The organism is Geobacillus sp. Sah69 (assembly GCF_001414205.1).
Classification (GTDB): domain Bacteria; phylum Bacillota; class Bacilli; order Bacillales; family Anoxybacillaceae; genus Geobacillus; species Geobacillus stearothermophilus.
This window is the reverse complement of the sequence record NZ_LLKS01000032.1, coordinates 25,964-51,280: the sequence shown is the minus strand read 5'-3', so window position 1 is coordinate 51,280 and position 25,317 is coordinate 25,964. Positions and strand designations below refer to the sequence as shown.

Sequence of the window (25,317 nt, the reverse complement as noted above, 5' to 3'; positions counted from 1 at the left end):
TAGGTATTTTTTCATTTTTTTGAACTTTCCACTCACTGCTTCCTCTCCCCAGCTGCAAAAAGCGCTTGTCTCTTCCCATGATGCTGTATCATAATAGACATTGCAGGAGATTTCCCCTACAATCGGAAATCTATTTATCGTATTGAGGTGGATCCATTGGCATTTAAACGGATCAAAACGAAAAAAATTTACGAAGAAGTGGCCGAAGCGATTTTTGATATGATCAAAAACGGCGAGTTGAAGCCCGGTGATAAGCTCGATTCCGTCCAGCAGCTCGCCGAGCAGTTCCAAGTCGGACGGGCCGCCATCCGCGAAGCGCTCACCGCGTTAAAAGCGATGGGGCTGATTGAATTGAAGCAAGGCGAAGGGACGTACGTGCGTGAGTTCGATCCAACGATGATGACATTTCCGCTTTCGATCGCCGTCTTAATGAACAAAGAAGATATTTGGCACTTGCTTGAGGTGCGCAAACTGCTCGAAGCAGGCGCCGCCTCGCTCGCTGCTGCCAAACGGACAGAGCGCGATCTTGAAGCCATGGCGGAAGCGCTCCGACAAATGAAAGAAGGCATCGGCAACGATGAGCTTGGCGAAAAAGCCGACTTGGCGTTTCATATGGCCATCGCCGAAGCATCGCAAAATCCGATGCTCACAAGCATCATGAACAGCGTTTCCGGGATGATCGTTGAAACGATGCGGGAAACGCGCCGCATTTGGCTGTTTTCGAAACAAACGACGACCGAAAAACTGCTTGCGGAACACCAGGCCATTTTTGAAGCCATTCGCAAACAAAATCCAGACGCCGCCCGGGCGCGCATGCTCGACCATTTGACAAACGTCGAAAACGTGTTGCGCCGCTACGTTCGCACTCAGCAGCCAAACTGAGTGCGTTTTTTGCAAAAAAGAGCTACGAATCTGAAAAAATGGTTTATAATAGACATATAGTCATCAGATGACCAGTTCACTGAATCTTCAAAAAACAGGAGGGAAACGAATGAAAGTGTCCTTGTTCGTCACTTGCCTCATCGATCTTTTTTATACGAACGCCGGCAAGGCGACCGTCGAACTGCTCGAGCGGCTCGGCTGCGAAGTAGATTTTCCAGAAGCGCAAACATGCTGCGGCCAGCCGGCGTATAACAGCGGTTACGTCAAAGAGGCGAAAGAAGCCATGAAACAGATGATGCGCGCGTTCGCCCACGCTGATTACGTCGTCACCCCATCCGGCTCGTGCGCGGCGATGGTAAAAGAATATCCACACCTTTTCCACGGCGACCCGGAATGGGAAGAGGAAGCGAAACAGCTTGCGGCGAAAACGTACGAATTGACGCAATTTCTCGTTGATGTCCTAAAAGTCGAAGATGTCGGCGCCTCGCTCCACGGACGGGCGACGTACCATACGTCTTGCCATATGACCCGCCTTCTTGGCGTCAAAGAAGCGCCGCTTTGCCTATTGAAAAACGTCAAAGGGCTTGAGCTCGTTCCGCTGCCGAACGCCCACCAGTGTTGCGGGTTTGGCGGCACATTTTCCGTCAAAATGGGGCCGATTTCCGAACAAATGGTCGATGAAAAAATCGCACATATCGAAGAAGTGGACGCCGACTATTTAATCGGCGCCGACTGCGGCTGTTTAATGAACATCGGCGGGCGCATCGAGCGGCTCGGTAAGCCGATTCGCGTCATGCATATCGCCGAAGTGCTCAATCAACGAAAGTAAGAGAGGAGGATCCCGGACATGCCGATGAAAATTGAAAACGGTCCGTTTTGGAAGCGGGTCGAAGAAAACTTGCACAACGATTTTATGCGCGGGGCGGTCGCCGGCATGCAAGACCGCGGCTATGTGCGGCGGCTTGGCGTCATCGAAGAGCTCGGCCATTGGGAAGAGTGGCGGTCGCTTGCTGAACAAATCCGCAAGCATACGCTCGAAAACTTGGACTTTTATTTAATGCAACTCAGTGAAAACGTTGCCAAACGGGGCGGCCACGTCTTTTTCGCCCAAACAGCCGAAGAGGCGAACGACTACATCCGCCGCGTCGCTTTGGAAAAGCAAGCGAAAAAAATCGTCAAATCGAAATCAATGGTGACAGAAGAAATCAACTTAAATCCGGTGCTTGAGGCCATCGGCTGTCAAGTGGTCGAAACCGACCTCGGTGAGTACATTTTGCAGATTGACGACCATGACCCGCCGTCGCATATCGTCGGTCCGGCGCTCCATAAAAACAAAGAGCAAATCCGCGATGTCTTTCAACGGAAGCTGGGCTATACGAAATCGTCCGACCCCGTTGAGCTTGCGCGCCACGCCCGTGAAATGCTGCGGCGCGACTATTTGACGGCTGACATCGGCATCACCGGCTGCAATTTCGCCATCGCTGAATCGGGATCGATCACGCTTGTGACGAACGAAGGCAACGCCGATTTGGTGACCGCATTGCCGAAAACGCAAATTACCGTCATGGGGATGGAGCGGATCGTGCCGACGTTTGAGGAGATGGAAGTGCTGGTGAGCATGCTCACACGAAGCTCTGTCGGGCAAAAACTGACGAGCTACATCACCGTTCTCACCGGTCCGCGCGATGAAGGCGACGTCGATGGTCCGGAAGAATTCCATCTCGTCATCGTCGACAACGGGCGTTCATCAATTTTAGGCACGGAGTTTCAACCGGTGCTGCAGTGCATCCGCTGCGCGGCTTGCGTCAATGTCTGCCCGGTCTACCGCCATATCGGCGGCCATTCGTACGGTTCCATTTACTCCGGCCCGATCGGTGCGGTATTGTCGCCGCTGTTGGGCGGCTACGACGACTACAAGGAGCTTCCGTACGCCTCCTCGCTGTGCGCCGCCTGTACCGAGGCGTGCCCGGTGAAAATCCCGCTTCACGAGCTGCTCATCAAACATCGCCAAATCATCGTCGAGCGGGAAGGAAAAGCGCCGGTCGCAGAAAAACTGGCGATGAAAGCGTTCCGCCTCGGGACAGCCTCATCGTCGCTCTACCGCTTCGGCACAAAATTCGCACCGAGCGCCTTCGCTCCGTTTGTAGAGGACGGGCGCGTCACAAAAGGACCTGGGCCGCTGAAAGCATGGACGGAAAGCCGCGAATTTCCGGCGCCGAGCAAAGAACGGTTCCGTGACTGGTTCCAAACACGCCAAAAAGGAGGGAATCCATCATGACGCGTGGCACCATTCAAAACCGCGATGCGTTTTTGCAAACCATCGCCGAGCGCCTTGGGAGAAGCCCGCGCCTGTCCGGCGTCTCCCGGCCGCAATGGGATTATGCGCCGCAATGGACGGTGTTTGCCGGCTATAGCCAAGACGACTTGCTGAACGTGCTGCAAAAACAATGCGGATTGATCCATACCGATTACATCGAGACGACAAGCGCCGAACTTGCCGGCGCGCTGAGGCGGCAAGTGGCCGCCTATGGCGGCGGTCCGGTCATCGTGCCGGATGACCCGCGCTTTGCCGAGTACGGGCTGTCCGCCTTGCTTCGCGACGAATGGCCTGCGGAACAAACGACCGTCCATATTTGGAATCCGGCGCTTGGACGCCAAAACATTGACGCCGCCGAGCAGGCGAACGTCGGCATCGTCTTCAGCGACATCACGCTCGCGGAATCAGGGACAGTCGTGTTGTTTTCGCGCAATGAACAAGGGCGGGCCATTCACTTTTTGCCGAAAACATATATCGCCATCGTCCCGAAAAGCACGGTCGTGCCGCGCATGACGCAAGCGGCGGCGGTCATTCACGAGCAAATCGAAAAAGGCGGGCTCGTCCCGTCGTGCATCAACTTCATCACCGGCCCAAGCAACTCGGCCGACATTGAAATGAACTTGGTCGTCGGCGTCCACGGGCCGATGAAAGCGGCGTATATCGTCGTCACCGACCGTTGACCAAAACGAAACGGTGCCCCTTCTTGATATCATGGGGCACCTTTTTTCCTTCAATATTGCCGGCTGACATCGACCGCATTGGCAAGCGGTTCGCCGGTTTCGATGCAACGGAGCGTGTCTAAAATGCTTTGGGCGGCGTCTTCGGCTGACGTGAGCGCCGCGATATGCGGGGTGATGATGACATTCGGATGAACCCAAAGCGGCGAGTGCGGCGGCAGCGGCTCTTCTTCGAACACATCGAGCACCGCCAGGCGGACATTTCGGTTTTCCAAGGCGCCGATAAGCGCCGTCTCATCAACCGTCGCCCCACGCCCAACATTGATAAAGCCCGCGTTGTGCAAACAGGCAAAAAACGTCTCGTCAAAGAGATGATGCGTTTCCTCGGTGAGCGGAAGGGCCGCGATCACCCAATCAGCGCAGGCAAGCGCTTCCCCCGCCTCTTCATGGCGGTAAACAGCCGAAAACGGCGGCGTGTCTCGGCCGCTTCGCGAGACGCCGATCGGGGAAACCCCAAATAAACGAAGCGTTTCCGCGATGCGCCGGCCGATCTCACCCGTCCCATAAATGACAATCCGCTGTTCACCAAGCCGTTTCGGAGCGAGCGGCTTCCACTGCCGCTGTTCTTGATACCATGCATACACGTCATGACATTGGGCGTCGCGCAGCAAGTAGCTGAGACAATATTCGGCGATCTGCTCGCCGAACGAGCCGACCGTCCGCGTCAGCAGCACGTCCTTCTTCCATTCCCGCTTCCATAAAAACGCGTCAACGCCCGCGCCAAGCGAATGAACCCAGCGCAAGTTGGCAAGCGAAAACGGCCCGGCCGGCCGAAAGCCGACGTACGCATCCGCCCAGACGAAATCATCGTCCGTCAGTTCTTCCTCCGCCACAAAGCGAAACGCTTTATCGGGCCGCTTGTCCGGAAGAAGGGCGGCAAGCTCGGCATAAAGCCTTCCCGTCACGAGAATGCGTCGGATGTTCATGGCATCACACCACCCCCAACCGCTCAAATCAACGTCCCTTCTTCACGCTCGGCTCTTTTATTCGTGATGTAGCCGGCAGACACGACCAAAATCGTCACGCCAGCGGCAACCGCGTAGACGAACGGTCCGTAAGAAAGGTGAAACCAATGCAATACCCCTTCATCCCCTGCCATCATCTTTCCGGCCGTCCACGCCAAAATGCCCGAGCCGACGTATGCGATCCAACGATGTTTTTCCATCACATGGACGATCGCTTTGGAGCCGAAAATCATGATCGGGATGCTGATGGCGACCCCAAGCGCTAGCATGCCTAGATGCCCTTCCGCCGCCCCGGCGACGGCGACGACATTGTCCAAGCTCATGACCGCATCGGCGATGATGATCGTCATGATGGCTTTCAGCAACCGGTCTGCCGCTTGCACTTTGACCTCCTCCTCCCGCTCAACAAGCACTTTATAGGCGATCCAGACAAGCAGCAAACCGCCCACAAAGTGAACGAACGGGATGTTGAGCAAAAAGACGATGACCGCCGCAAACAAAATGCGGAGCAGCACCGCCCCCGCCGTTCCCCATACGATCGCTTTGTTCCGCTGGTCGTTCGGCAGCCGCCGCGTCGCCATCGCAATGACGACCGCATTATCCCCAGACAAAATGATATCAATCGCAATAATCTTCCATAACGCCAACAGCGCCGCGGCAGAAATAGTCAACAAAAGCCCCCCTCTCCCCTTTGCTTTTCTTCTTCATCATACTGCAAATTTCAGTGGGGGACAACTATCAACCCATCCACTGCCTCACTGGAAATCAACCGAAAATCTCGGATGAGATGATACACAATGGGCGATGATCCCGCTGCCTACACTGACACTGAAAGCAGAAGCTTCACGAGTCCATCTCGTGAAAAGTCGCAGAAAACGGACTCTCTTCTCAAACGGACTTCTCTTTCAGCCGAAAGCAGTGGGTTTGGCGAAATCGGTCATCTTTCACCAACCTTTTTGGCTGCGCTTAGCCAACATTCGTCTCCCGTTTTCTAAAGAGACGTGAATGGACGGTCCAAGGCCCATGAAGTCGTCTCTAAAAAAGGATGAAGTCCGTTTGCACTTCTGGGGAGTTGCAAGCCTCCACTTCAAGCGTGAGCGAAGTGGGGGTAGTTGACTGGTTTTCCCAATCAAGCTCCTTTCCCAATTAAAAAGGAGGCGGCCTGCCATATGGCAGTGTTCGCCTCCTCATGACTCATCGCTCTAGGCATGGAGCGTGCTTATATATGATTGATTCCAAGCCCCGCCGCCTCGTGCTCGAGCCCGCGCACCGGGGCGCCGATCGTCCCGTACAACGCAACGGCGATCCATTCCCCTTCGTTCGGCTGTTTATACGGCATGCCGCGCACGACGGCGAAACGAAGGCCAGCGGTTCTCAACAAATCTCCCAGCTCTACCTGCCCCCCTCGTCACGCCATGCACCGCCTCTAAAATCGCATGGTATAAGGCGTGCATCTCGCGGTACAAGCCGCCGTCCACCACTCCATGCCGCTTTGCCGCCGTCTCAATCGCCGCGACGATTTTGTGCGGCTCCATCGCCCCGACCCGCCCTTGGCAATAGCGCCACGAAAGCGCCTCAAGCTGGCTCAAGACCGGGCCTTCCTCCCCCTCATCCAGCATCGCCAGCAGCAACGCCTGCCGGCCGATGCGCGCTTGTCTTGGTTCCATGGCTTCTACACACCTATCGGTCTTTTTTTCTATTGTATGATGACAATGAAAGCGATGTCAATGATGGATTTCCATTTTTTAGTTCATTAAAACAGTAACAGGATGAATGATCGCCGTTGATGCCTCTGGATGAAAAATTAGGGGAAACATGTGCTTCGCGGCGAGCCATCAACCACTCCACCTTCTCATCTTCAGCTTTCCATTTTTTTGATTATATGATATCATATAAATATCAAATCGACATTATAAGGGGGATAGGGATGAGAGAACAAGAAGCATGGCGCATAGATGGATTTATCGGCATCGGATGCGTCGCCCTTTTCGTTCTGGCTGGTTTTGTCAGCCTCATTCAAGCGCAGCTCTTATTGGCCGTTTTCTGCTTCGCCCTTGCCGCCTTCTTGGCGACTGGCATCACGATCGTTCAGCCGAATCAAGCAAAAGTGATCATTTTTTTCGGCCGCTACTTTGGCACGATTCGCGACAGCGGGCTGTTTTTCACCGTGCCGCTCACCGTTCGAAAGAAAGTATCGCTGCGCGTGCGCAACTTCACGAGCAAGAAGCTGAAAGTGAACGATGTTCAAGGCAATCCAATTGAAATCGCCGCCGTCGTCGTCTTTCGCGTCATCGATTCAGCCAAGGCAGTGTTTGACGTTGATGATTATGAACAATTTGTTGAGATTCAAAGCGAAGCGGCCATCCGCCATGTCGCAACGAAATATCCATACGACACGTTTGAAGACGACAACGAGATCACGCTGCGCGGCAATGCGGATGTCATTTCTGATGTGCTTGCCCAAGAATTGCAAGACCGGCTGCGCATTGCCGGAGTTGACGTGATGGAAGCGCGCCTCACCCACTTGGCCTACTCGCCGGAAATCGCGGGCGCCATGCTCCAACGCCAGCAAGCCGCCGCCATTTTGGCCGCCCGGAAAAAGATCGTCGAAGGCGCCGTCTCGATGGCGCGCATGGCGATCGAACAGCTTGACAAAGAAAACGTTTTAGAGTTAGATGATGAACGAAAAGCCGCAATGGTGAACAACTTGATGGTGGCGATCGTCTCCGAGCGCGCCGCCCAGCCGGTGATCAATACCGGCAGTCTATACTGATGGTTGTGGAGTGCGATGGCAGCGAAAAAACAATTCCCTTTGCGCATTGATTATGACCTGTACGCCATACTAGAGCAATGGGCGCAGGACGAGTTTCGCAGCGTCAACGCCCAAATCGAGTATTTGCTGCGGGAGGCGGCAAAGCGCGCTGGACGGCTCGGAAAAGGAAAAAACGATCCAAAACAAGGAAGCTAGCCGATGACGGCTGGCTTCTTTCCTTTTTCAGTCATGGGCATTTGTTGCCGAAATATAATGATAGCAGAGCTCTTTTTCGAAAGGGGGACGACCTGATGGCCCACCCGCTGCCGCCGCTTACAACCATTACGAAATCTTATGGATCGTCCGTCCCACCGCGCTTTCAACAGCTCAGCCGCCTTTGGCGCAATGCGAAAGGAGGATGAGCCATGGAGAGTTCCCATGCTGTGCTCGAGGCGATCGCCGCCGCGCCGGGCGACGGTGTGTTAGCCATCATCATCAGTGTGGAAGGCTCAGCCTACCAAAAAGAAGGGACGTGCATGTGGATTGGCGCCAACGGAGAAACAGTCGGGCTGCTGAGCGGCGGATGCCTCGAAGAAGCGGTGGCGGCCTACGCGCGTGACGTATTGGCCAACCGCCAGGCAGCTGCTGTCTCGTTTGATTTGCGGATCGAGGACGATTTGTCGTGGGGGCAGGGTGCTGGTTGCAACGGCCTCGTCCACATTTGGCTCGAGCCGGTCACAAGCGACGCAAAACTCGATTGGCTGGCGCTCAAGCGTTGCCTTGACCGCGGCGAACATGTACTGATGGTCCGAAGCATCATGTATCCAGACGAGCGGCCGTTTTTCCAAAGTGAAACAGGCGAACAATTCGGCGGTTGCCGTCGGACGCCGCATCGGGAATGGCGCGAATGGCTTCACAAAACGCCGTTTTATCAAGGGCGAAGCGGTTTGTACGAAGTGGACGGGGAAACATTTTACGTTCAGCACTTTTGGCCAAAGCCGCGCCTCGTCATTTTCGGCGCCGGTCCGGACGCCCCGCCGCTCGTCGCGGCGGCCAAAGCGGCGGGATTTTCCGTTACCGTGAGTGATTGGCGCCCAGCGTTTTGCCATCCATCCCATGTGTCCGACGCTGATGAATGGGTGGTTGGCTTTCCGCATGAAACGGTGCCAATGCTCCATTTGAATGAACGCGATTTTGTCATCGTGATGACCCACCAATTTGAACGCGACCGCGAACTCGTCTCGCTGCTGGCTGACAAACCGCTCGCCTACCTTGGCGTGCTCGGCCCGCGGCGGCGCACCGACCGCCTCTTTCCTTCCGGCTCCGCCCCGCCGTTTGTCCGTTCGCCGGTTGGGCTGTCCATCGGCGCGCGCAGCCCACATGAAATCGCCATCAGCATCACCGCCGAGCTGATCAGCGTGTTGCGCAGGCATGGAGCGGAGGCCGCCCAATGAAGGACATCACGATCGCCGCCATTTATTTAGCGGCCGGACAAAGCAGGCGGATGGGGGCCGATAAACGCGCCCTGCCATGGGGGGATGGGACGCTTGGCGCCTCCGGCCTGAAAGCGGCGCTTCATTCTTGCCTTGCGCCCGTCATCGTTGTCGTCCCTCCAGACGATGCGCTCGCCTGGCTTCCTGACGCGCTGCTAGTCCATGACAAATGCCGCCTTGTCCGTTGCGCCGCTTGTCACCGCGGCCTGGCTCATTCGCTGGCCTGCGGGTTGCGCCGAGCGATGGAGGAAAGAGCGGACGCCGCTGCTGTCTTATTGGCCGACCAACCGTTCGTCACATCCGACACGATCAATGCGCTGGCCGGCCTTTATCGACGCCATCGTCCCGATTACGCCGCCTTCTCCTGCTCCGGTGTGCCGATGCCCCCAGTTATTTTTGGAAGCCCAATGTTTCCCGCTCTCTTGGCGCTGGACGGCGATGCCGGTGGGCGCACGCTCTTTCGCGATCCCCACTGGCATGGTCTTTTGTACGAAGGTGATGCGTCAACCGGTATTGACATCGACACAAAAGACGATTATGAACGCGCCACCATCTATCGAGAAGAAAAGGAGGGACGCCCCCATGGCCGTCGGTAAAAGCATTATCCGCAAAGAAGCGTGGGATAAAGTGACCGGCCGGGCGAAATATACGAACGATTTCAAAGAACAGGGGATGCTTCATGCCTCTTTGGTGACAAGCCCATACGCCCACGCGCGCATCCTCTCGCTGGAGGCACGCCGCGCGCTCGCCGCCCCCGGCGTCCATGCTGTTGTGACCGGCGAGGGGCTGCCGCTTACCGGTGAAGACATGCGCGACCGCCCTCCGATCGCTTTCGACAAAGTGCGCTACTATGGCGAAGTCGTCGCCGTCGTCGTCGCCGATACACTCGTTCAAGCCGAACAGGCGGCCCGCCTCGTCCGCGTCGCCTACGAGCCGCTTCCGGCGGTCGGCTCGCCGCGTGAGGCGCTGAAAGAAGGCGCCCCGTTGCTGCACGAACATCTCGACCGCTATGAAAAAAACAAAACCACTTATCCTGAGCCAGGGACAAACGTCGCCCACCGGACGAAAATCCGAAAAGGCAACATTGAACAAGGGTTTGCGGAAAGCGACGTCATCGTCGAAACAAGCGTATCGTTCGCCCCTTCCGATCATATCGCGATGGAAACACGCTGCGCCACGGCAGAAATTTGGCCGGACGGCACGATCCATATTTCCGCCTCCTCACAGTCACCGTTTATGATCAAGAAGTTGCTTCATACGTATTTTGGCGAAGAAACCGGCAAAGTCATCGTCCATACGCCGCTTGTCGGCGGCGCCTACGGAGGAAAAGCGCCCGTCCAGCTTGAGCTGCTTGCCTACCTTGCCTCCAAAGCGGTCGGCGGCCGAAAAGTGAGCGTCTGGAACAGCCGCGAGCATGACATGGTCACTTCACCCGTCCATATCGGTTTGGAGGCAACCGTCAAAATCGGCGCGACAAAAGAGGGCTTGTTCAAGGCCATGGAAATCTTATTTCTATTTGACGGCGGGGCTTATTCCGACAAGGCGATCGATGTCAGCCGCGCCGCAGCCGTCGATTGCACCGGCCCGTACCATGTCGAAAACGTCTTTTGTGATTCATTGTGCGTCTATACGAATCGCCCGTACGCGACGCCGTTTCGCAGTTTTGGCCATTGCGAACAGGCATTTGCCGTCGAGCGGGCCATCGATGAATTGGCACGAACGCTTCAACTTGACCCATGGGAGGTGCGGCGCAAAAATGCCATCCGCCCGGGGCATACGACCCCGACGCAAGTGCGGCTCACGAAAAGCAACGTCGGCAACATGCCAGCCTGCCTCGACCGGTTGCGCGAGCTGATGCGCTGGGACGAGTGGCAGCGCGTCGAAGTGGACGCTTATACGGTAAGAGCAAAGGGAATCAGCAGCGGCTGGAAAACATCGACGATCGACACAGATGCTAGCTCGGGCGTCATCTTAACGTTCAACTCCGACGGCAGTGTCAACGTCATCTCCGGCGTCGTCGAAATCGGAACCGGAACGAAAACGGTGCTCGCGCAAATCGTTGCTGAACGGCTGAAGATGGACGTCGATTGTGTCCATGTCAAAATGGATATTGATACGCAAACGACGCCGGAACATTGGAAAACAGTCGCCAGCCGCGGGACGTTTATGGCCGGACGTGCGGCGCTTGCCGCTGCCGACGACGCCATCCGTCAGTTAAAAGACATCGCCGCCTGCGTCTTGCGGGCCTCGCCGGACGATTTGGAAGTCGGGTTCGGGCGCGTCTTTTTGCGCGATGACCCGTCCATCTTTCTTCCGATCAAAGACATCGCCTATGGCTACAAGTTTCCGAACGGCAACGCCATCGGCGGGCAAGTGATCGGGCGCGGCCGCTACATTTTGCGCCACTTGACCACGCTTGATCCAAAGACCGGCGCCGGCAAACCGGGACCGGAATGGGGCGTATGCGCCGAGGGAGTGGAAATTGAATTCAACCGCCGCGACTACACGTATCGCATTGTCAAAGCGTATGCGGTCATTGATGCCGGCAAAGTGCTCAACCCAAAGGCAGCGCTTGGCCAAGCGATGGGGGCGATGAGCATGGGTCTAAGCTTTTCCAGCCGCGAAGGGTTTCTGTTTGACAACGAACAGCGCGTGTTAAACCCACAGTTGCGCACATACCGGCCGATTCGCTTCGGCGAACATCCAGAGTACATCGTTGAGTTTGTCGAAACACCGCAAATCGATGCCCCATACGGCGCTCGCGGCATCGGCGAACATGGCTTGATCGGCATGCCCGCCGCCTTGGCAAACGCCTTGTCTCTCGCTGCCGGCGTGCCGCTCAATGAACTGCCGCTTGTGCCTGAACTCATTTGGCGGACACAGAAAGGGGACTCCTATGGTTCCGTTTGACTTTGCCTACTACCGGCCGCAGTCGATCGCTGAAGCGACAGCGCTGTTTGCGGCGCTCGAGCGGGATGGAAAACGACCGCTCTACTACGGCGGCGGCACGGAAATCATCACGTTGTCTCGGTTGAACCTTGTCCGCACCGCGGCCGTCATTGACATAAAATCGATCCCTGAATGTCGGTCGCTTGATGTCGACAATGGTTCTCTCGTGCTCGGAGCGGCGCTCTCCCTCGGCGAGCTCGAAGAAGCAAATCCGTTCCTGTTATTGACAAAAGCGGCGCGAGAAGTCGCCGACCGGACAGCGCGCAACCAAATTACGCTCGGCGGCAACATCTGCGGACAAATTTTTTACCGTGAGACCGCACTACCGCTATTCGTCGCCGAGGCGGATGTCATCATCGCCGGACCATACGGCATCAGGCAATGCCGCTTCCTTGACTTGTTTCATCAACAGCTGCAGCTTGGCCGCGGTGAATTTGTCGTCCAGTTCAAGGTTGACCGTGCCACCGCCACCCTGCCCCATTTCCACCGCAAGCGCCGCAAGCAAGGGGAAGTCGGCTACCCGCTTGTGACGATTGCAGCGCTGAAAAAAGACGGGACGGTTCGCGTTGCCCTAAGCGGCATCTGCCCGTTTCCGTTTCGCTCGGCTGACGTTGAGGCGCACCTCAACGACCGGAACCGCCCAGTTGGTGAACGAATCCAAGCAGCGGTTGACGCCTTCCCGCGCCCGATTTTGCACGATATTGAAGGCTCGACAGACTACCGGCTGTTTGTCGTCGCCCAGTTGCTTGAAGATATGCTTCGTGAGCTCGGAGACGGAGAAACCGTCTAAACAGGAGGTGAGCATGCGGACATGGAGGAAACGACAAAGCGGGAGCTTGTGCTGCACGTTAATGGAGAACGAAGATCGATCGTCACTCGCCAAGCCGAAACGCTGCTGTTTGTTTTGCGCGATGGGCTGGGGCTGACCGGGGCCAAGCCAGGCTGTTTGAACGGCGACTGCGGCGCCTGCACCGTCTTAGTCGACGGCACGCCAATCAAATCGTGCATGATGCTCGCGATTGAGACAGTCGGCAAAGAAATCACCACGATCGAAGGGCTTGATGATGCCCCCATTCAGCACGCCTTCGTCCGCCACTTCGGCTTTCAGTGCGGCTATTGCACTCCTGGGTTCATTATGAACGCCCACGCGCTCATCGAGCGGCACCCAAACGCCGATGAGGCGACGATTCAAGAATGGCTGGAGTCGAATATTTGCCGCTGCACAAGCTATCAAGAAATTGAAGCGGCGGTCAAAGAAGTGCTCGAAGCCAAAAAAGCAAAACCAACAGATCCTTGACGAGCAATGGATATCCCGCACCCAATCGGGATATTCTTTTTTGATGCGGTATACATCTCATCGAAAAGGCCGGTGATTTACTAGGGCAACAGCTTCCCGGAATCGCTTCTCAAGTAGAAAAAGCTTGTAGCATCGACCCTATTTTCACACGTTCACCCATCGATCAAGGCAAACAGCGGTTTTTCACCAGCCTTCTGGAAAAACGCGATCCAACCATCTGAAACCCGGCCCTTTCGCCATAAAAAGAAGCGGCCAGCATCATCCACGGTTCGATGACGCAACTGGCCGCTGTCTATGGAAGCGAAGCACCGGCGAAGGCGCCGCGATAGACTGCGCAGTTTTCCCCTCATGATCATTCTATGATTCAAAATTTGCACCTTATGCCATTATCATAATCCATCTGAAACGATTTGTAAATATATTTTTTGAAAATTATATATTTTAAAAACAATAAAGAACCACACCCATTTGCACAACAAACAAGAGGGGCGATGAACGTTCGCCCCCCTCCGCTGCTTCGATCAGCACTGAGCGCTTTCCAGCTCATGCTTTTTCCGTTGATCGAACTTCCATATTCTCTCCACCATGCCGAGCATCGCAGCCCGCTTCTTGTCATTGATACAGCGACGAGCCTTGCCGAATAAATTGTTGCGCTTTTTCTTTCATCCCTCCTTTGGGAAGCCCGCCGTTTTTCATTGTTTACGCCGCCGGTTTGTCCGTCGTCACATATGTGCCGGCGATAAAATCGTGAATGGAGCGTTTGTCTTCTCTCGCCGCGACCATAATCGCACTAATGATGAGACCTATGCCGAACGTGATAAAGTATACGAGTCCGCCAACGAACGAGCGCAAAAACATTGTGCCGATGCCGACTTTGCCGCCGTTCACTTTCGCAATCCGGATGCCAATCATCCGCTTGCCGACCGTATATCCGTACCAAACAGCAGGAACGATTAACGCGTAAAGGATGTTCGCCAATGACGTAAACCAGTTCGTTTCCCCACTGCCCGTGATGAAATAGCCGATGATCGAAATCGGAAAGCCAACGACAATCGCATCCAATATATTAGCCAACAACCGCTTCCAAAACCCCACCGGGTTCGTCACCGCCATACGGTTTTCCCTCCTCCTGCCTTTTCTATCATTGTATTCGCTCCTGACAGCGAATTGCCTTTATTTTAGCCAAATTTCAAAAAGAAATCTACATCCGTCCAAGGCGGCCCTCCCTTGAATTTTCCCCGCCTGTTTGGGGTGTGAGCGTTGGAGGGCTCAAGAAGGACGGCGATTTGAGGGGAAACACCGCTCTTCAATAAGTTTCTTAAAAGACCTTACAACGCCACCGCTTCGTTGGGTTTTATCCTTATCTATTATGGACAAACCATTTGCAAGAAATCAAGCATGAGCCCCCTCACAACAAAAATAAACCGGCGTGGGATCCCTACGGACGACCCACGCCGGAACGAATCTTTTGAAACGGACAAAGGGCGACAAGCGCAGACCATTCGGAGAAAAGGCGTCACCAGTCAATGCGCAATTCAAGGGTGGCGAGGCAATCAGCCAGCTGCCGCTTAATCTCCGCCAATGCAGCCTCCGTCTTGGCTTCTGCACGCAACACAAGAATCGGCTGCGTGTTCGACGGCCGCACCAACCCCCAGCCTTCCGGGAACTGGATGCGGGCGCCATCGACGTCAACAACCGGATAGCGGCCAGCGAACCGGTTTTTCACCGCGGCAATGGCAGCTGGTTTTTTCTCTTCCGGGCAAGCAACGCGCGTCTCCGGCGTCGCCGCGTACCGCGGCACATCGGCAAACCACTCGGACAGCGGGCGCTCATCGTGCGACAACAGCCGAAGCAGCCGGCCGGCGGCGTACAACGCGTCGTCATAGCCGTAAAATTCATCGTTGAAGAACAAATGGCCCGACATTTCACCGGCAAACGGGATCTCCGGACGACGGCGCAACGTCGCTTTGACGTGCGAATGGCCGGTGCGATGGAAGAACGGTTTCCCGCCGAGTCGCTCAATTTCCTCAACGAGCGCTTGCGAACATTTCACTTCGACGGGCGCGTCGGCTCCCGGATGGCGCTTCAAAATTTCGCGCCAGAACAGCACCATCAGTTGGTCGCCCCAGCGGATCGCACCTGTTTCATCCACGACTCCGATCCGGTCGCCGTCGCCGTCAAACGCGATGCCAAGATCCGCCTGCTCCTTGCGCACCATCTCAATCAAGTCCGTTAAGTTCTCCGGCACGACCGGGTCCGGATGATGATTCGGAAACGTCGGATCGGATTCACAGTAAAGCGGGATGACATCGCATCCCCACTCTTTGAGCACTTGTGGCGCAATGATCGATGGGGTGCCGTTGCCGCAGTCGACGACGACCTTCAGCTTGCGCGGACCGAGCTTAATTTTCTCCTTCAACATCTTGATATAGGCCGGAGCAAGGTCAAGCGTTTCCTCGCGCCCCCGCGCTGTTTCAGGACGCGGCTGTTCCTGGCTGAGCCGCTCCATCGCCCGCCGCAGCGCTTGGATGCGCTCGCCATAAATTGTCGTTTTCCCCATGGCGATTTTAAATCCGTTCTCATCCCCTGGGTTATGGCTGGCGGTGATGATCATGCCGCATGGAATGTTCGTGTAGTATAAGCTGTAGTAAAACATCGGCGTCGTCGAAAGCCCAATATCGACGACATCGCAGCCGCCATCGAGCAGCCCATCTTTGAGCGCCCGATGCAAGCCAGGCGATGACAGACGATTGTCATGACCGACAACCGCCCTCTTCTCGCCTTCCTTTTGCATCATGTCGGCAAAGGCCCGTCCGAGCCAATACGCAAACGGCTCGTCAAGCTCCTCTCCGGCTCGTCCGCGGATGTCGTATTCTTTAAACACGTGTGCTGGCCATGTGAATCGTTTCGTTGCTGAAAAGCTCATCCATAACCACCTCCACCGAAATCGATTGAGCGATTGCTGCGGTTAACAAGTAAGATAATGTCGATTCTGCCCCCCGATTCGGGTTCGGGCCGTTCGGGCCAAGCCCGTCGCAGCAACTGCCGTCGCTTGGGTCCGCAAGCGGCGCGTTGCCGTCGTTTTGTCCGTAAAACCAAGCGAGGCAGCGGCGGACGACGCCGCGATAACGCTCGTCGTCCGTTGCCCAATACGCTTCGCGCGCCGCCAAAGCGAGCTTCATCACATCAAGCGGCTGTTGATCCCAATCGGCACGGTAGCGGCGGCTGCACCAGCCGCAGTTGCCGACCGGACGGATGACACCTCCCGGTCCGCTCATTTTTTCAATAAGGAAAGCAAGGCTTTTTTCCGCCACTTCCTTCACCTCATCCCGCGGCGCGCGCCGATATGCCGTCCAAAGCGCCCACGGCAGCACCCCGTTGGCGTACGTCAACTCCGGCTCATACCAATGCCAATCGTCGCCAGCATGCTCCCAATACGCCGCAAGCAGCCGCTGCTCAAGCCGTGCAGCCAAAGCTGCCACTTCCTCTTGATCGATGCCAAGCGGGCGTCCTTCTGTCAATAAGACGCCGCAAGTGGCCAGCCCCCAGGCGACGCCGCGCAGCGAGCGAAGCTCCCATGCCGCCGGCAGCGCCCTCCTCAACATGTCCGCAGCCGCCTCGCGCCGCGCCGCATCATCCAATTGCCTATACGCGATCGCCGCTGCCCAAAACGACCGCCCGAAGCAGTCGTCTGAGGGCGTCTCTTCCTCTTTCGTCCGATCGAAGAAAAAGTTGTTATGGAACGTCCCGTCATCGTTTTGCGCCCAAAGCAAAAACGCCAAATATCGGTCAAGCAGACGATACAGCCGCTCCTTTGTTTCTTGATCGTCGAGCAACGCCAGCCACTCGAGGCACGCCCATACGGCGCGGGCGTTGTCATCGGTCGAATACCCTTCGCGCCGCCGCGGAATGCGGCCGAGGCTATGCTCGAGCAACCCGGTGTCGTCAGTCATGCGCTCGAGATGGTCGAACTTAATGACCGACGAAGCCAACCGCCTTCACCTCCCCGCGTTTTGCGGCGCACACGCGCTCAAATAAGGCGACATGCTGTTCGCCGACGCGCGGCCAATGCGTGTTCGCCCCAATTTGGCGCACGGTTTCTTCCCAGCGTTTTAACGCCGCCTCATCGGCCAACAGCTGCCCAAGCCGCTCTTCCCATCGGGCGGTATCGCCATACGGCAACAGTAGCTCCTCGCAGCCCCGCAACAAATCGCGCGCATGCTCATACGGGGTCGAAACGACCGGACGGCCGACGCCGACCGCATAGGCGAGCGTGCCGCTTGTGATTTGCTGAATGCCCGGGTACGGGGTGACATACAAATCGCACGCCGTCAAATAATCAATCAGCTCTTCTTCTCTGAAATACCGGTCCTCCATGCGGACATGGCCGTCGAGTCCAAGCCGATGAATCAACGCTTTCAGTTCATCGCGGTACGCCTCGCCCTCCCGTTTTTTCACTTCCGGATGTGTCTGTCCGGCGATGACATACAGCGCTTCCGGCACCTTGCGCACGACGCCCGGCAATGCGGCGAGCACCGACTCGATTCCTTTGCCGCGGCTTAGAAGCCCGAACGTCAACATCACTTTGCGGCCGCTGAATCCGAGACGTCGGCGAAGCGAATCGCGATTTTCGCTGCTTGGGCCTGGAGCACCGTGCGGAATGTAGACAATTTTTCCTTCCGGCAGGCCAAACGCTTTGACCAAATACGGGATCGCCTGCCGGTTCATGACGATGATGGCGTCGCTTGCCGCCGCGATTTTTTCTTGAATCGGGCGGTACGGCAGCGGCGGTTCGGCAAACACCGTATGGAACGTCGTCACGAGCGGCTTTTCGAGCGCCGCGATGAAATCGAGAATGTATTCGCCTGCCTCGCCGCCGAAAATGCCAAATTCATGCTGTAGGACGACAACATCGATGTCGCTCTCATTCACCCGTTTCGCCATTTCGGCATACGCCGTGCGGTTTTGCGCCGGGAGCGGCCAATACGCCGGGTTGTGGCGATAGGCGTCATCGCCGTCGCTTTCGTTGTACAACACGATGACGCGGTCGCCATCGGACGGTCCGCGGACGCCGTCAATACTTTGCCGCAAATGTTCCGTAAACGTCGCCAGCCCGCACCGCCGCGGCGGATACGTGCTGACGTAGGCAATTCGAATCATGCTTGCACCGCCTCCTTGAACTGATTAATAATCGAATCTTCGAACACTTTTCCCGCCGGCGTCACCGTCCGATAGCCGAAAATGCTGTTTTGCAAACGGCTGCGGTCACGAATGACAGAGCGGTCCCAAACGATGGTTTGCGCGCAATGGACGCGGGCGCCGATTTGGCAGTGGTCACCGATGACCGCATTCGGGCCGATCACAGCCTGCCGTCCGATTTTCACATGGTCGCCGATGAGCACAGGCGGTACAAACAAGACGCCCGACCCAATCTCGACATGTTCGCCGACAAATACCCCTGGCTGGATTTCACGGCCTTTCAGCGGAATCGGAAACTCCCGACGCAACGCATCCCAGTGAACTTGGCGGTAGCGGGCCGGCGTCCCCATATCACGCCAGTATCCGTTGCTGACGATGCCATAGACACCGACATTCTTCTCGATCAGCAGCGGGAATGTTTCGCGTTCAATCGATACTTCCCGCTCAGCCGGAATATAGCGCATCACGTCCGGCTCGAAAATATACATGCCGGCATTGATGCGGTTCGATGGCGCTTCTTCGCGGCGCGGCTTTTCGACAAAGCGTAAAATTCGCCCGCTGTCGTCTTGTTCTACGACCCCATAGGAAGAAGGATCGTCTACTTCCGTTAAAACAATGGTCGCCAAACCGCCATGTTGACGATGGAAATCAAGCAGCGGGATCAATTGCGGCAAATGCACAATGTCGGCGTTAAACACGAGAAACCGTTCCTTCAGCCAGCGCTCGGCGTTTTTGATCGCCCCAGCCGTTCCGAGCGGGAACGGTTCGAGCGCGTATGTAATCTTGACGTTCCAGCGCTTCCCATCTTCGAAATAGCGACGGATCACTTCTGAACAATGATGTGCGGCGATGACAAATTCGTTGACTCCTTGGTCGCGAAGATGAACGATAAGGTGTTCAAGCCATGGCCGATTCGCAATCGGGGCCATCGGTTTGGGGATGTTTTCGGTCAATGGACGAAGACGCGTACCTAATCCTCCTGCCAGCAACAATGCTTTCATTTCGTCATCCCTCCATATCTTTTTTTCACAAAAATAGACACCTTTTTTGACGGATGAACGAGAAAATGAAAGTAGTTCATAGATTGCTAGCACTCGGCTGTGATGGTTGCTAATAATAATATACATAATATTCCTCCTTCTATGCAAGCGAAATAATTGTCGGATGGTGTCGATGAGGAATGATTGATGCTTGCAAATTTCAAAACTTTCATTTTCTCGTTCTTCTTTTTCTTTGCGGTATAATGAGTATCGTTAATGCTATATATATGTGAGGGAGGAGGAGAATACGCCATGATTTCTTCATCATCTTTCCGTTACCATGTTGGCATTGCCGGTGCCGGTGCGTTCGCTGAATTTTTAGCCGGCGCGCTCGCCCCGCTTCCTTCCTTCCATCTCGCCGCTGTCGCCGGGCGGACGGACGAAAAACGCCAGCGCGTCATCGACGCCTATCGCCGCCGTCAGGCACAGGCGGGCGACGTGCGCGAATACCGCGAAGCTGAACAATTGATCGTTGACCCGCATGTTGACATCGTCATTCTCACCACCCCGCCGCATTTGCACGCCCCGCTTGCCGAGCGGGCGCTTGAGGAAGGCAAACATGTGTTGCTTGAAAAGCCAGGCGGCCTCACCGCCGAGGCGCTGCGGGCGAACATCCAGCTCGCCGCCCGCCAAAACCGGGCGTTGGCGGTCAATCTCGTCCTTCGCTACCATCCGCTCGCTGAAGCTGTCAAGCAACTCATCCACCGCGCGCTTCTTGGACCAGTGGACTACGCAAGCCTTCACAACGCGGCTCACCGCGTCGCCAAAGGCCATTGGTTTTGGGACGAGCGGCGAAGCGGAGGCATTCTCATTGAACACGGCGTCCACTTTTTTGAAGTCGGCCGCGATTGGTTTGGCGAAGCGGTTTCCGCCCACGGATTCGCGCTTCAGGAAACAGACGGCACACGGCCGCGCGTCGGCGCTACGGTGATTCATGAAGGCAACGGACGGCGCATCCCCGTCCATTATTACCACGGCTTTACGATGGACCCTGCCGCTTCGGAATCGACGCACTGGGACATTCATACGAAACGCGGCCGCATCGTGCTTGACGGCTGGATTCCGACGCAGCTGTCCGTCTCCGGCCTCGTCACTGACGAGGAGGCAGCCTGCATTGACGCCTGGCTTGACGCCATCCCGACAAAGCCGTCGGCTGACGCTATCGAACAACTGCAGCAAGCGGCCGACCGGCTGTTGCCGCCCACGGAACCTTCAGCCGCTCCGCGCCGCCCATACGAGCGCACCGTGGTGCTCTCGGACCGCCACGGGTGGTACGAAGCGATTGCCCAAACGCGCTTTCTTGATTTTTGCCGTTTGATCGAGAACCCGAGCTGGCGCGTCCTCGTCACTGCCGAAGACGCCGCCGCCGACCTCGCTTTGGCGGAAGCGTGCACCGTGACGGATAAAGCAGTCGACCCACTTGACATCCGCTAACTGCTGACACCAAAAGAGCCTGGTGCGGCCACATGGCAAACGGCCGCAACCAGGCTTTCTTCACCTCAATCGTCGATAGATCTCGGTCTCATCAGAACGTCCAAAACGCCCTTCTGCGCTTCCCCCTCAACCAACAACGCCTCAACAGTCGGAATGTCCGCCGGCGCCCACTCAAGAGAGCGCAATGCTTGAAGCGGCACCCACCGAAGCTCAGCATGCTCCCGCGCCCGCGGCTCCCCATCGACTAAGCGGGCTTCATACGTCCGCAAATGCACGATGGCGTGTTCATACTCATGGAACACATCAGCCAACAACTCACCGACCGAAATGGTGCAGCCAAGCTCCTCGCGAATTTCCCGAACTAAAGCGTCTTCGGGCCGCTCCCCCTCTTCCACTTTGCCGCCCGGAAACTCCCACACGTTGGGCAGCGACATGTCGGGAGCGCGCAAGGCGCATAGGATGTCCCCGCGTTCATTGCGAATGGCTGCCCCGACGACATAGATGGTTCGTTTCATGACGACCGGCTCCTTGTTATGATCTCCCAACCATTGTAGCAAAAACTTGGCTCTTCACCAAAAGTTGTACTTGATTTTTTCTGAACATCCCCTATTTACGCTTGTGAGGGAACATCAGCACTTTTTTCCTATCCTTGTCAGGAAACCGTTGTCAAGTACATGTTGTGGTGATTACTCACATTTCGCACCCTGAATAAAAATTCAAAATAAGCCTGATTTGAGTGAATAAAAATTAGTTATTTTACAATATTTGTATAAAAATTTATTTTTATGCGAATGTTTTGGTTATTTTTTGTATATTATGCAAAGGTTGCGAAATATGAGTGATTAGCCAAAAACTTCCATATTTTCCAAAATAATGTAACCATTTTCGGTGTTATGTTACTCTCAACAGTAGAATCATGACAGGCAAAGGTCGGGACGGCATCGTTCCCGCCTTTTTAATTAAGAAGGACGGAACCTTTTCACCAGGTGCTCCGTATTCTCAACTGAAATCGCTGACAAGGGGGAGAACGTGTTGTTCAAAAAACTGTTAAGTTCGATCGGCATCGGTGCCGCCACTGTTGATACGAAGCTCGCCAAAGCGCAATATGTCCAAGGCGAAACCGTCGAAGGGGTTGTCGACATTCGCGGCGGCAGCGTCGAACAGCACATTGATGAAATTTACTTGGCATTAGTCACAACGTACATCCGCGAAATCGATGATAAGAAATTTGAAGAAAAAGCCGTGCTGGCGCGCTACAAAGTGAGCGGCCCGCTGACGATCGCGCCGAACGAAACGAAAACGATCCCGTTTCAATTCGCCTTGCCGTACGACGTACCGGTCACGCTCGGTTCTTCGCGGGTATGGCTGCAAACCGGCCTTGACAATGAACCTCCCCCACTTATCGAAGTGGGGGTTTCCTGTTTCCCCTTCGGAGGTGGATGCATGATAGGCTGGTTGGCAGCCTATCTGCAGGCAACACCTGGCACCCGTCCCGTTGGGAGCCACAGGCAACATGAGTATCCATGATACTCAAGGGCGGGAACTCGCCATCTACGACTTCATACCTAAGYAATCCGTCGATACGTAAACGGTTTGACCGTAAATTCCAATGGGCGGATTTCACCATAATATACTTTGGCAAATAAATTCATTGCCCCATGGATATCACGGTGTCGTTTGTACCCGCATTGACATGTATAATTTCTAGAAGAAGATTTATTTTTCTTCCCGCAAACAGGGCATGTTTGCGAGGTATAACTTTCATCTTTTTTCTCGATTTGAATTCCTTCGGCATTCAATTTGTATTTGAGATAATCAAATAATTTTCCAAACGACCAATTGGATAATTTCTGAGTTTTTGGGTAACTTCTTTCTTTGCCCGAAAACGGGTTTTCAGCGTTCGATACATGGTTTCACCTCCTATGTTTATTGTATTCTATTGCCATCCAAAGAAGAAAGAAAAAAACAGAAAAACCGAACGCCATTCATCCCCCACCTGTAGAGGTGGGGGACTTCTGGCTGATTTATGTTAAATAATGATATAAGTTAACCATGATGTATCGACAAAAGCAAGAAAAGCGAGCGTGCCGCATGTTTCCGCCGTACGCCCGCCAATGTCAGTCCATCCGCTTTTTCGCCGCCGACAGAAGATCGATTGCCTTCGTCCCTACCCCGACGAATGTTTCCAAAATCGCTTGCGCCCCAGCGATCGAAAAAATAAAAATGAACGGCATGGCGATCTTCGGGATGAATAAATACCCAAGCGCGAGAAAAATCGCGCTCCACACCCCCGCGCACCAGTAACAGTTCAACAAATAGCCGAATTTCGATTTCGGCACTTTTTTGATTTCCGTATGGCCGTCCTCACGCCGGATTGTCTCTTTTTTCATAAACGGATTGCGAATGAATTCGGTGATCTTATCAAAGACGATCAAGTGGGTGAACCTATAGCTGGCCAAAATGATCATGATGTACGTCATCCAGTCGAGTTCGCGAAGCATGGTGGATTCCTTTCTTTTTCCATCTTTTTCTTTAGTATGAACCAAGATGCGTTTCTTTATGACCTCCGATGGTTAATGGAGCCGGTCGAGGGAAAGAGCGGAAATCACTACTCACATGTCACACCCTAACAAGGTAGAAACAAAGGATTTTTGTAGATTGTGTGAGTAAAATATTTGTGGGTGACATTCCGAAATGATCCCCGACGAGGGTTGCGAACTTTTGTTCGCGACGCTCGTCGGGGCCACCAAGCGAAGCGCGGTAGAAAAAAGCAAATGTCATGCAAAAAGGACTCTCTCCCTGCTATGATGGTGATTGTCAACATCAACCGAAAACAGGAGGGAGAGAGTCCATGAAACATCTTACCACAGAATGGCCTTTATTAAAAGAGCTGGAGGAACAATTAGTCAGAACTCTTCAAAAGGTGTTCGCTGTCTTGTTGGCGGCCCTTTTGGAGGAGATTGATCAACAACTGGCGGAAGCGCGGGACAAGCGCCGGTATCAGCTGAAAGACAAACGGCCGACCACGATCCAAACGCTGTTTGGAGAAGTGACGTTTCGACGGAACTACTACTATGATCGGCAGGCGGGGGCGTATACCTTCTTGCTGGATGCCGAACTGGGCTTTGATGGAGCGCAGTCGATCAGCCCTTGCCTCGAGGAAACGGCGGTCGAGTTGGCCGTAGAGTGCTCTTCCTACCGCAAAGCGGCCCGTACGTTGGAGTCGATCGTGGGGTATGCGGTCCTAAGCCACGAGGCGATTCGCCAACTGGTGCTGGAGGCCCCTGTCTCGCTGCACCACCCTGTTTCCCAACGGCACGGCCGAGTGCTGTTTGTGGAGGCGGATGGGCTGTTCATTTCCCGCCAGGGGAAAGGGAAACGGGCGAAAGAAGAGAAAATCCTGGCGGTTCACGAGGGATGGAAACGAAACGGTTCGCAGCTCGAGCTCGTGAACCGGCGCCACTACCTCCATGAAGGGGAGGGAGACGTGTGGGAACGGTTTGAAGAGTGGCTGATGAACGAATATGCCTATGACCCGTGCCGGGACCTTTTGATCATCAACGGCGACGCGGCGTCGTGGATCACAGCCTGCCGGGAGTATTTTGGAAAGCGAGCCTGCTTTCAGCTGGATCGATTTCATGTGGCGCGGGAGCTGCGTCAGTGTCTGTCCGGCCATCCGCGTTGGCGGGAGGTGCGGAAGAAGCTGGCGAAACAAGACGAAGAGGGACTTCTGGTGGAGCTGAACAGCGCGGTCGGCACGTTGGAGGACGAAGCGAAAGAGAAGCAGATGGCTGCCATGATCCGTCGGATCGAGTCGATGCCGGGATGCATCCGGGACTATCGGGAGTGGCTGTCGGAGCAAGGGGTGGAGACGACCGGCATGCGTCCGATGGGCCACGCCGAGAGCGTGATGAGCCGGTTTGCGCATCGGGTGAAATCCCGCCGCAGCTGGAAAGACCAAGGGCTTCGGGCGTTTCTGAGGGCGATGGCAGCCCGAATCGACGGGATTTGGCGGAGAAATGGGCAGTTGGTGGAGGAAGAAGAGACCCGAACGGCAGCCTCGGCCTCGACGAAGTCCAAGCGGGTTGAACAGGCCAAACGGAAGGCAGGACGGTTGTGGGCAGATGTGGTGCGTCAGAATCTACCGTGTCTGCAGCGGTCATCCGGGACGCCGATCCATCAAGCGTTGTCGGCGCTTCGGGATTTTGGTTGGGTGTAAAAAAATGGAATACAATATCATCACTTCAAGATG

At 55.3% G+C, this 25,317-nt stretch carries 23 protein-coding genes and 2 pseudogenes; 14 read left to right on the top strand and 11 right to left on the bottom strand.

Annotated elements, in window-relative coordinates:
- The first annotated feature begins 156 nt into the window (after nt 1-156).
- The 4 genes from AP057_RS06715 to AP057_RS06700 all read left to right on the top strand — a co-directional run bounded on the left by AP057_RS06715 (nt 157) and on the right by AP057_RS06700 (nt 3,879).
- Nucleotides 157-882 carry a FadR/GntR family transcriptional regulator gene (locus AP057_RS06715; RefSeq protein ID WP_055358367.1) on the top strand — a complete coding sequence of 242 codons (726 nt, stop codon included), beginning with the start codon at nt 157-159 and terminating at the stop codon, nt 880-882.
- 109 nt (nt 883-991) lie between these two features.
- Entirely contained in the window at nt 992-1,711 is a 720-nt protein-coding gene (locus AP057_RS06710) for a (Fe-S)-binding protein (protein ID WP_023633721.1), read from the top strand.
- Between the two features lie 18 nt (nt 1,712-1,729).
- Complete coding sequence (locus tag AP057_RS06705) at nt 1,730-3,160, top strand: LutB/LldF family L-lactate oxidation iron-sulfur protein (RefSeq protein ID WP_055358366.1); 1,431 nt, start codon at nt 1,730-1,732, stop codon at nt 3,158-3,160.
- Nucleotides 3,157-3,879, top strand: coding sequence for a lactate utilization protein C (locus tag AP057_RS06700; RefSeq protein WP_055358365.1), 723 nt, complete (start codon nt 3,157-3,159; stop codon nt 3,877-3,879). Before AP057_RS06705 ends, AP057_RS06700 begins: the two co-directional genes overlap by 4 nt.
- 50 nt (nt 3,880-3,929) lie before the next feature.
- Here AP057_RS06700 and AP057_RS06695 read toward each other — a convergent pair whose 3' ends face one another.
- The 3 genes and pseudogenes from AP057_RS06695 to hutP all read right to left on the bottom strand — a co-directional run bounded on the left by AP057_RS06695 (nt 3,930) and on the right by hutP (nt 6,568).
- Nucleotides 3,930-4,862: a D-2-hydroxyacid dehydrogenase gene (locus tag AP057_RS06695; RefSeq protein WP_055358364.1), complete on the bottom strand. Its 933-nt coding sequence runs from the start codon at nt 4,860-4,862 to the stop codon at nt 3,930-3,932.
- 23 nt (nt 4,863-4,885) lie between these two features.
- A complete protein-coding gene (locus AP057_RS06690) occupies nt 4,886-5,572 on the bottom strand; it encodes a TerC family protein (RefSeq protein WP_033013946.1) in 687 nt (228 codons plus the stop codon).
- Between the two features lie 548 nt (nt 5,573-6,120).
- A pseudogene (gene hutP, locus AP057_RS06685) lies at nt 6,121-6,568 on the bottom strand (hut operon transcriptional regulator HutP).
- A gap of 260 nt (nt 6,569-6,828) precedes the next feature.
- On the opposite strand from hutP, the gene AP057_RS06680 reads away from it, so the two are divergent.
- The 7 genes from AP057_RS06680 (at nt 6,829) to AP057_RS06650 (ending at nt 13,392) form a co-directional block, all read left to right on the top strand.
- On the top strand, nt 6,829-7,674 hold the full coding sequence (locus AP057_RS06680) for an SPFH domain-containing protein (RefSeq protein WP_055358363.1): 846 nt from the start codon (nt 6,829-6,831) through the stop codon (nt 7,672-7,674).
- Between the two features lie 15 nt (nt 7,675-7,689).
- Nucleotides 7,690-7,869 (top strand): hypothetical protein, encoded by a 180-nt coding sequence (locus AP057_RS06675; protein ID WP_015373907.1) that lies wholly within the window; start codon nt 7,690-7,692, stop codon nt 7,867-7,869.
- A 209-nt stretch (nt 7,870-8,078) separates the two neighbouring features.
- Entirely contained in the window at nt 8,079-9,107 is a 1,029-nt protein-coding gene (locus tag AP057_RS06670; protein WP_055358362.1) for an XdhC family protein, read from the top strand.
- Nucleotides 9,104-9,742 carry a xanthine dehydrogenase accessory protein PucB gene (gene pucB, locus AP057_RS06665; protein ID WP_055358361.1) on the top strand — a complete coding sequence of 213 codons (639 nt, stop codon included), beginning with the start codon at nt 9,104-9,106 and terminating at the stop codon, nt 9,740-9,742. Before AP057_RS06670 ends, pucB begins: the two co-directional genes overlap by 4 nt.
- Nucleotides 9,729-12,056: a xanthine dehydrogenase family protein molybdopterin-binding subunit gene (locus tag AP057_RS06660; protein WP_055358360.1), complete on the top strand. Its 2,328-nt coding sequence runs from the start codon at nt 9,729-9,731 to the stop codon at nt 12,054-12,056. The genes pucB and AP057_RS06660 overlap by 14 nt, the downstream gene beginning before the upstream one ends.
- The gene (locus tag AP057_RS06655) at nt 12,043-12,885 is read left to right on the top strand and encodes a xanthine dehydrogenase family protein subunit M (RefSeq protein WP_055358359.1); all 843 of its coding nucleotides are present in this window, start codon (nt 12,043-12,045) and stop codon (nt 12,883-12,885) included. Before AP057_RS06660 ends, AP057_RS06655 begins: the two co-directional genes overlap by 14 nt.
- A gap of 21 nt (nt 12,886-12,906) precedes the next feature.
- A complete protein-coding gene (locus tag AP057_RS06650) occupies nt 12,907-13,392 on the top strand; it encodes a (2Fe-2S)-binding protein (RefSeq protein WP_055358358.1) in 486 nt (161 codons plus the stop codon).
- Between the two features lie 699 nt (nt 13,393-14,091).
- On the opposite strand, the gene AP057_RS06640 is transcribed toward AP057_RS06650, so the two are convergent.
- From AP057_RS06640 to AP057_RS06620, 5 genes are all read right to left on the bottom strand, one after another.
- Nucleotides 14,092-14,505 (bottom strand): RDD family protein, encoded by a 414-nt coding sequence (locus AP057_RS06640; RefSeq protein WP_055358356.1) that lies wholly within the window; start codon nt 14,503-14,505, stop codon nt 14,092-14,094.
- Nucleotides 14,506-14,908: 403 nt separating this feature from the next.
- Nucleotides 14,909-16,318, bottom strand: coding sequence for a phosphomannomutase/phosphoglucomutase (locus AP057_RS06635; protein WP_055358355.1), 1,410 nt, complete (start codon nt 16,316-16,318; stop codon nt 14,909-14,911).
- The gene (locus AP057_RS06630; RefSeq protein WP_055358354.1) at nt 16,269-17,384 is read right to left on the bottom strand and encodes a hypothetical protein; all 1,116 of its coding nucleotides are present in this window, start codon (nt 17,382-17,384) and stop codon (nt 16,269-16,271) included. Before AP057_RS06630 ends, AP057_RS06635 begins: the two co-directional genes overlap by 50 nt.
- On the bottom strand, nt 17,365-18,552 hold the full coding sequence (locus AP057_RS06625) for a glycosyltransferase family 4 protein (RefSeq protein WP_055358353.1): 1,188 nt from the start codon (nt 18,550-18,552) through the stop codon (nt 17,365-17,367). Before AP057_RS06625 ends, AP057_RS06630 begins: the two co-directional genes overlap by 20 nt.
- Nucleotides 18,549-19,592 (bottom strand): sugar phosphate nucleotidyltransferase, encoded by a 1,044-nt coding sequence (locus tag AP057_RS06620; protein WP_055358352.1) that lies wholly within the window; start codon nt 19,590-19,592, stop codon nt 18,549-18,551. Before AP057_RS06620 ends, AP057_RS06625 begins: the two co-directional genes overlap by 4 nt.
- Nucleotides 19,593-19,883: 291 nt before the next feature.
- Here AP057_RS06620 and AP057_RS06615 point away from each other — a divergent pair, with 291 nt between their 5' ends.
- Nucleotides 19,884-21,065: a Gfo/Idh/MocA family protein gene (locus tag AP057_RS06615; protein WP_055358351.1), complete on the top strand. Its 1,182-nt coding sequence runs from the start codon at nt 19,884-19,886 to the stop codon at nt 21,063-21,065.
- Nucleotides 21,066-21,130: 65 nt separating this feature from the next.
- Here the strand turns inward: AP057_RS06615 and AP057_RS06610 are convergent, their stop codons facing one another.
- The gene (locus tag AP057_RS06610) at nt 21,131-21,580 is read right to left on the bottom strand and encodes a (deoxy)nucleoside triphosphate pyrophosphohydrolase (RefSeq protein ID WP_055358350.1); all 450 of its coding nucleotides are present in this window, start codon (nt 21,578-21,580) and stop codon (nt 21,131-21,133) included.
- Nucleotides 21,581-22,094: 514 nt separating this feature from the next.
- Between AP057_RS06610 and AP057_RS06605 the strand changes: the two are divergent.
- Nucleotides 22,095-22,448: pseudogene (locus tag AP057_RS06605) on the top strand (sporulation protein); the annotation flags it as partial.
- A 182-nt stretch (nt 22,449-22,630) separates the two neighbouring features.
- On the opposite strand, the gene AP057_RS16150 reads toward AP057_RS06605, so the two are convergent.
- A complete protein-coding gene (locus AP057_RS16150) occupies nt 22,631-22,864 on the bottom strand; it encodes a transposase (protein WP_235468494.1) in 234 nt (77 codons plus the stop codon).
- A 318-nt stretch (nt 22,865-23,182) separates the two neighbouring features.
- On the bottom strand, nt 23,183-23,566 hold the full coding sequence (locus AP057_RS06600; RefSeq protein WP_055358349.1) for a DUF1360 domain-containing protein: 384 nt from the start codon (nt 23,564-23,566) through the stop codon (nt 23,183-23,185).
- Nucleotides 23,567-23,916: 350 nt separating this feature from the next.
- Between AP057_RS06600 and AP057_RS06595 the strand changes: the two genes are divergently transcribed.
- Complete coding sequence (locus AP057_RS06595) at nt 23,917-25,284, top strand: ISLre2-like element ISGsp3 family transposase (protein WP_055358348.1); 1,368 nt, start codon at nt 23,917-23,919, stop codon at nt 25,282-25,284.
- Nucleotides 25,285-25,317 lie beyond the last annotated feature (33 nt).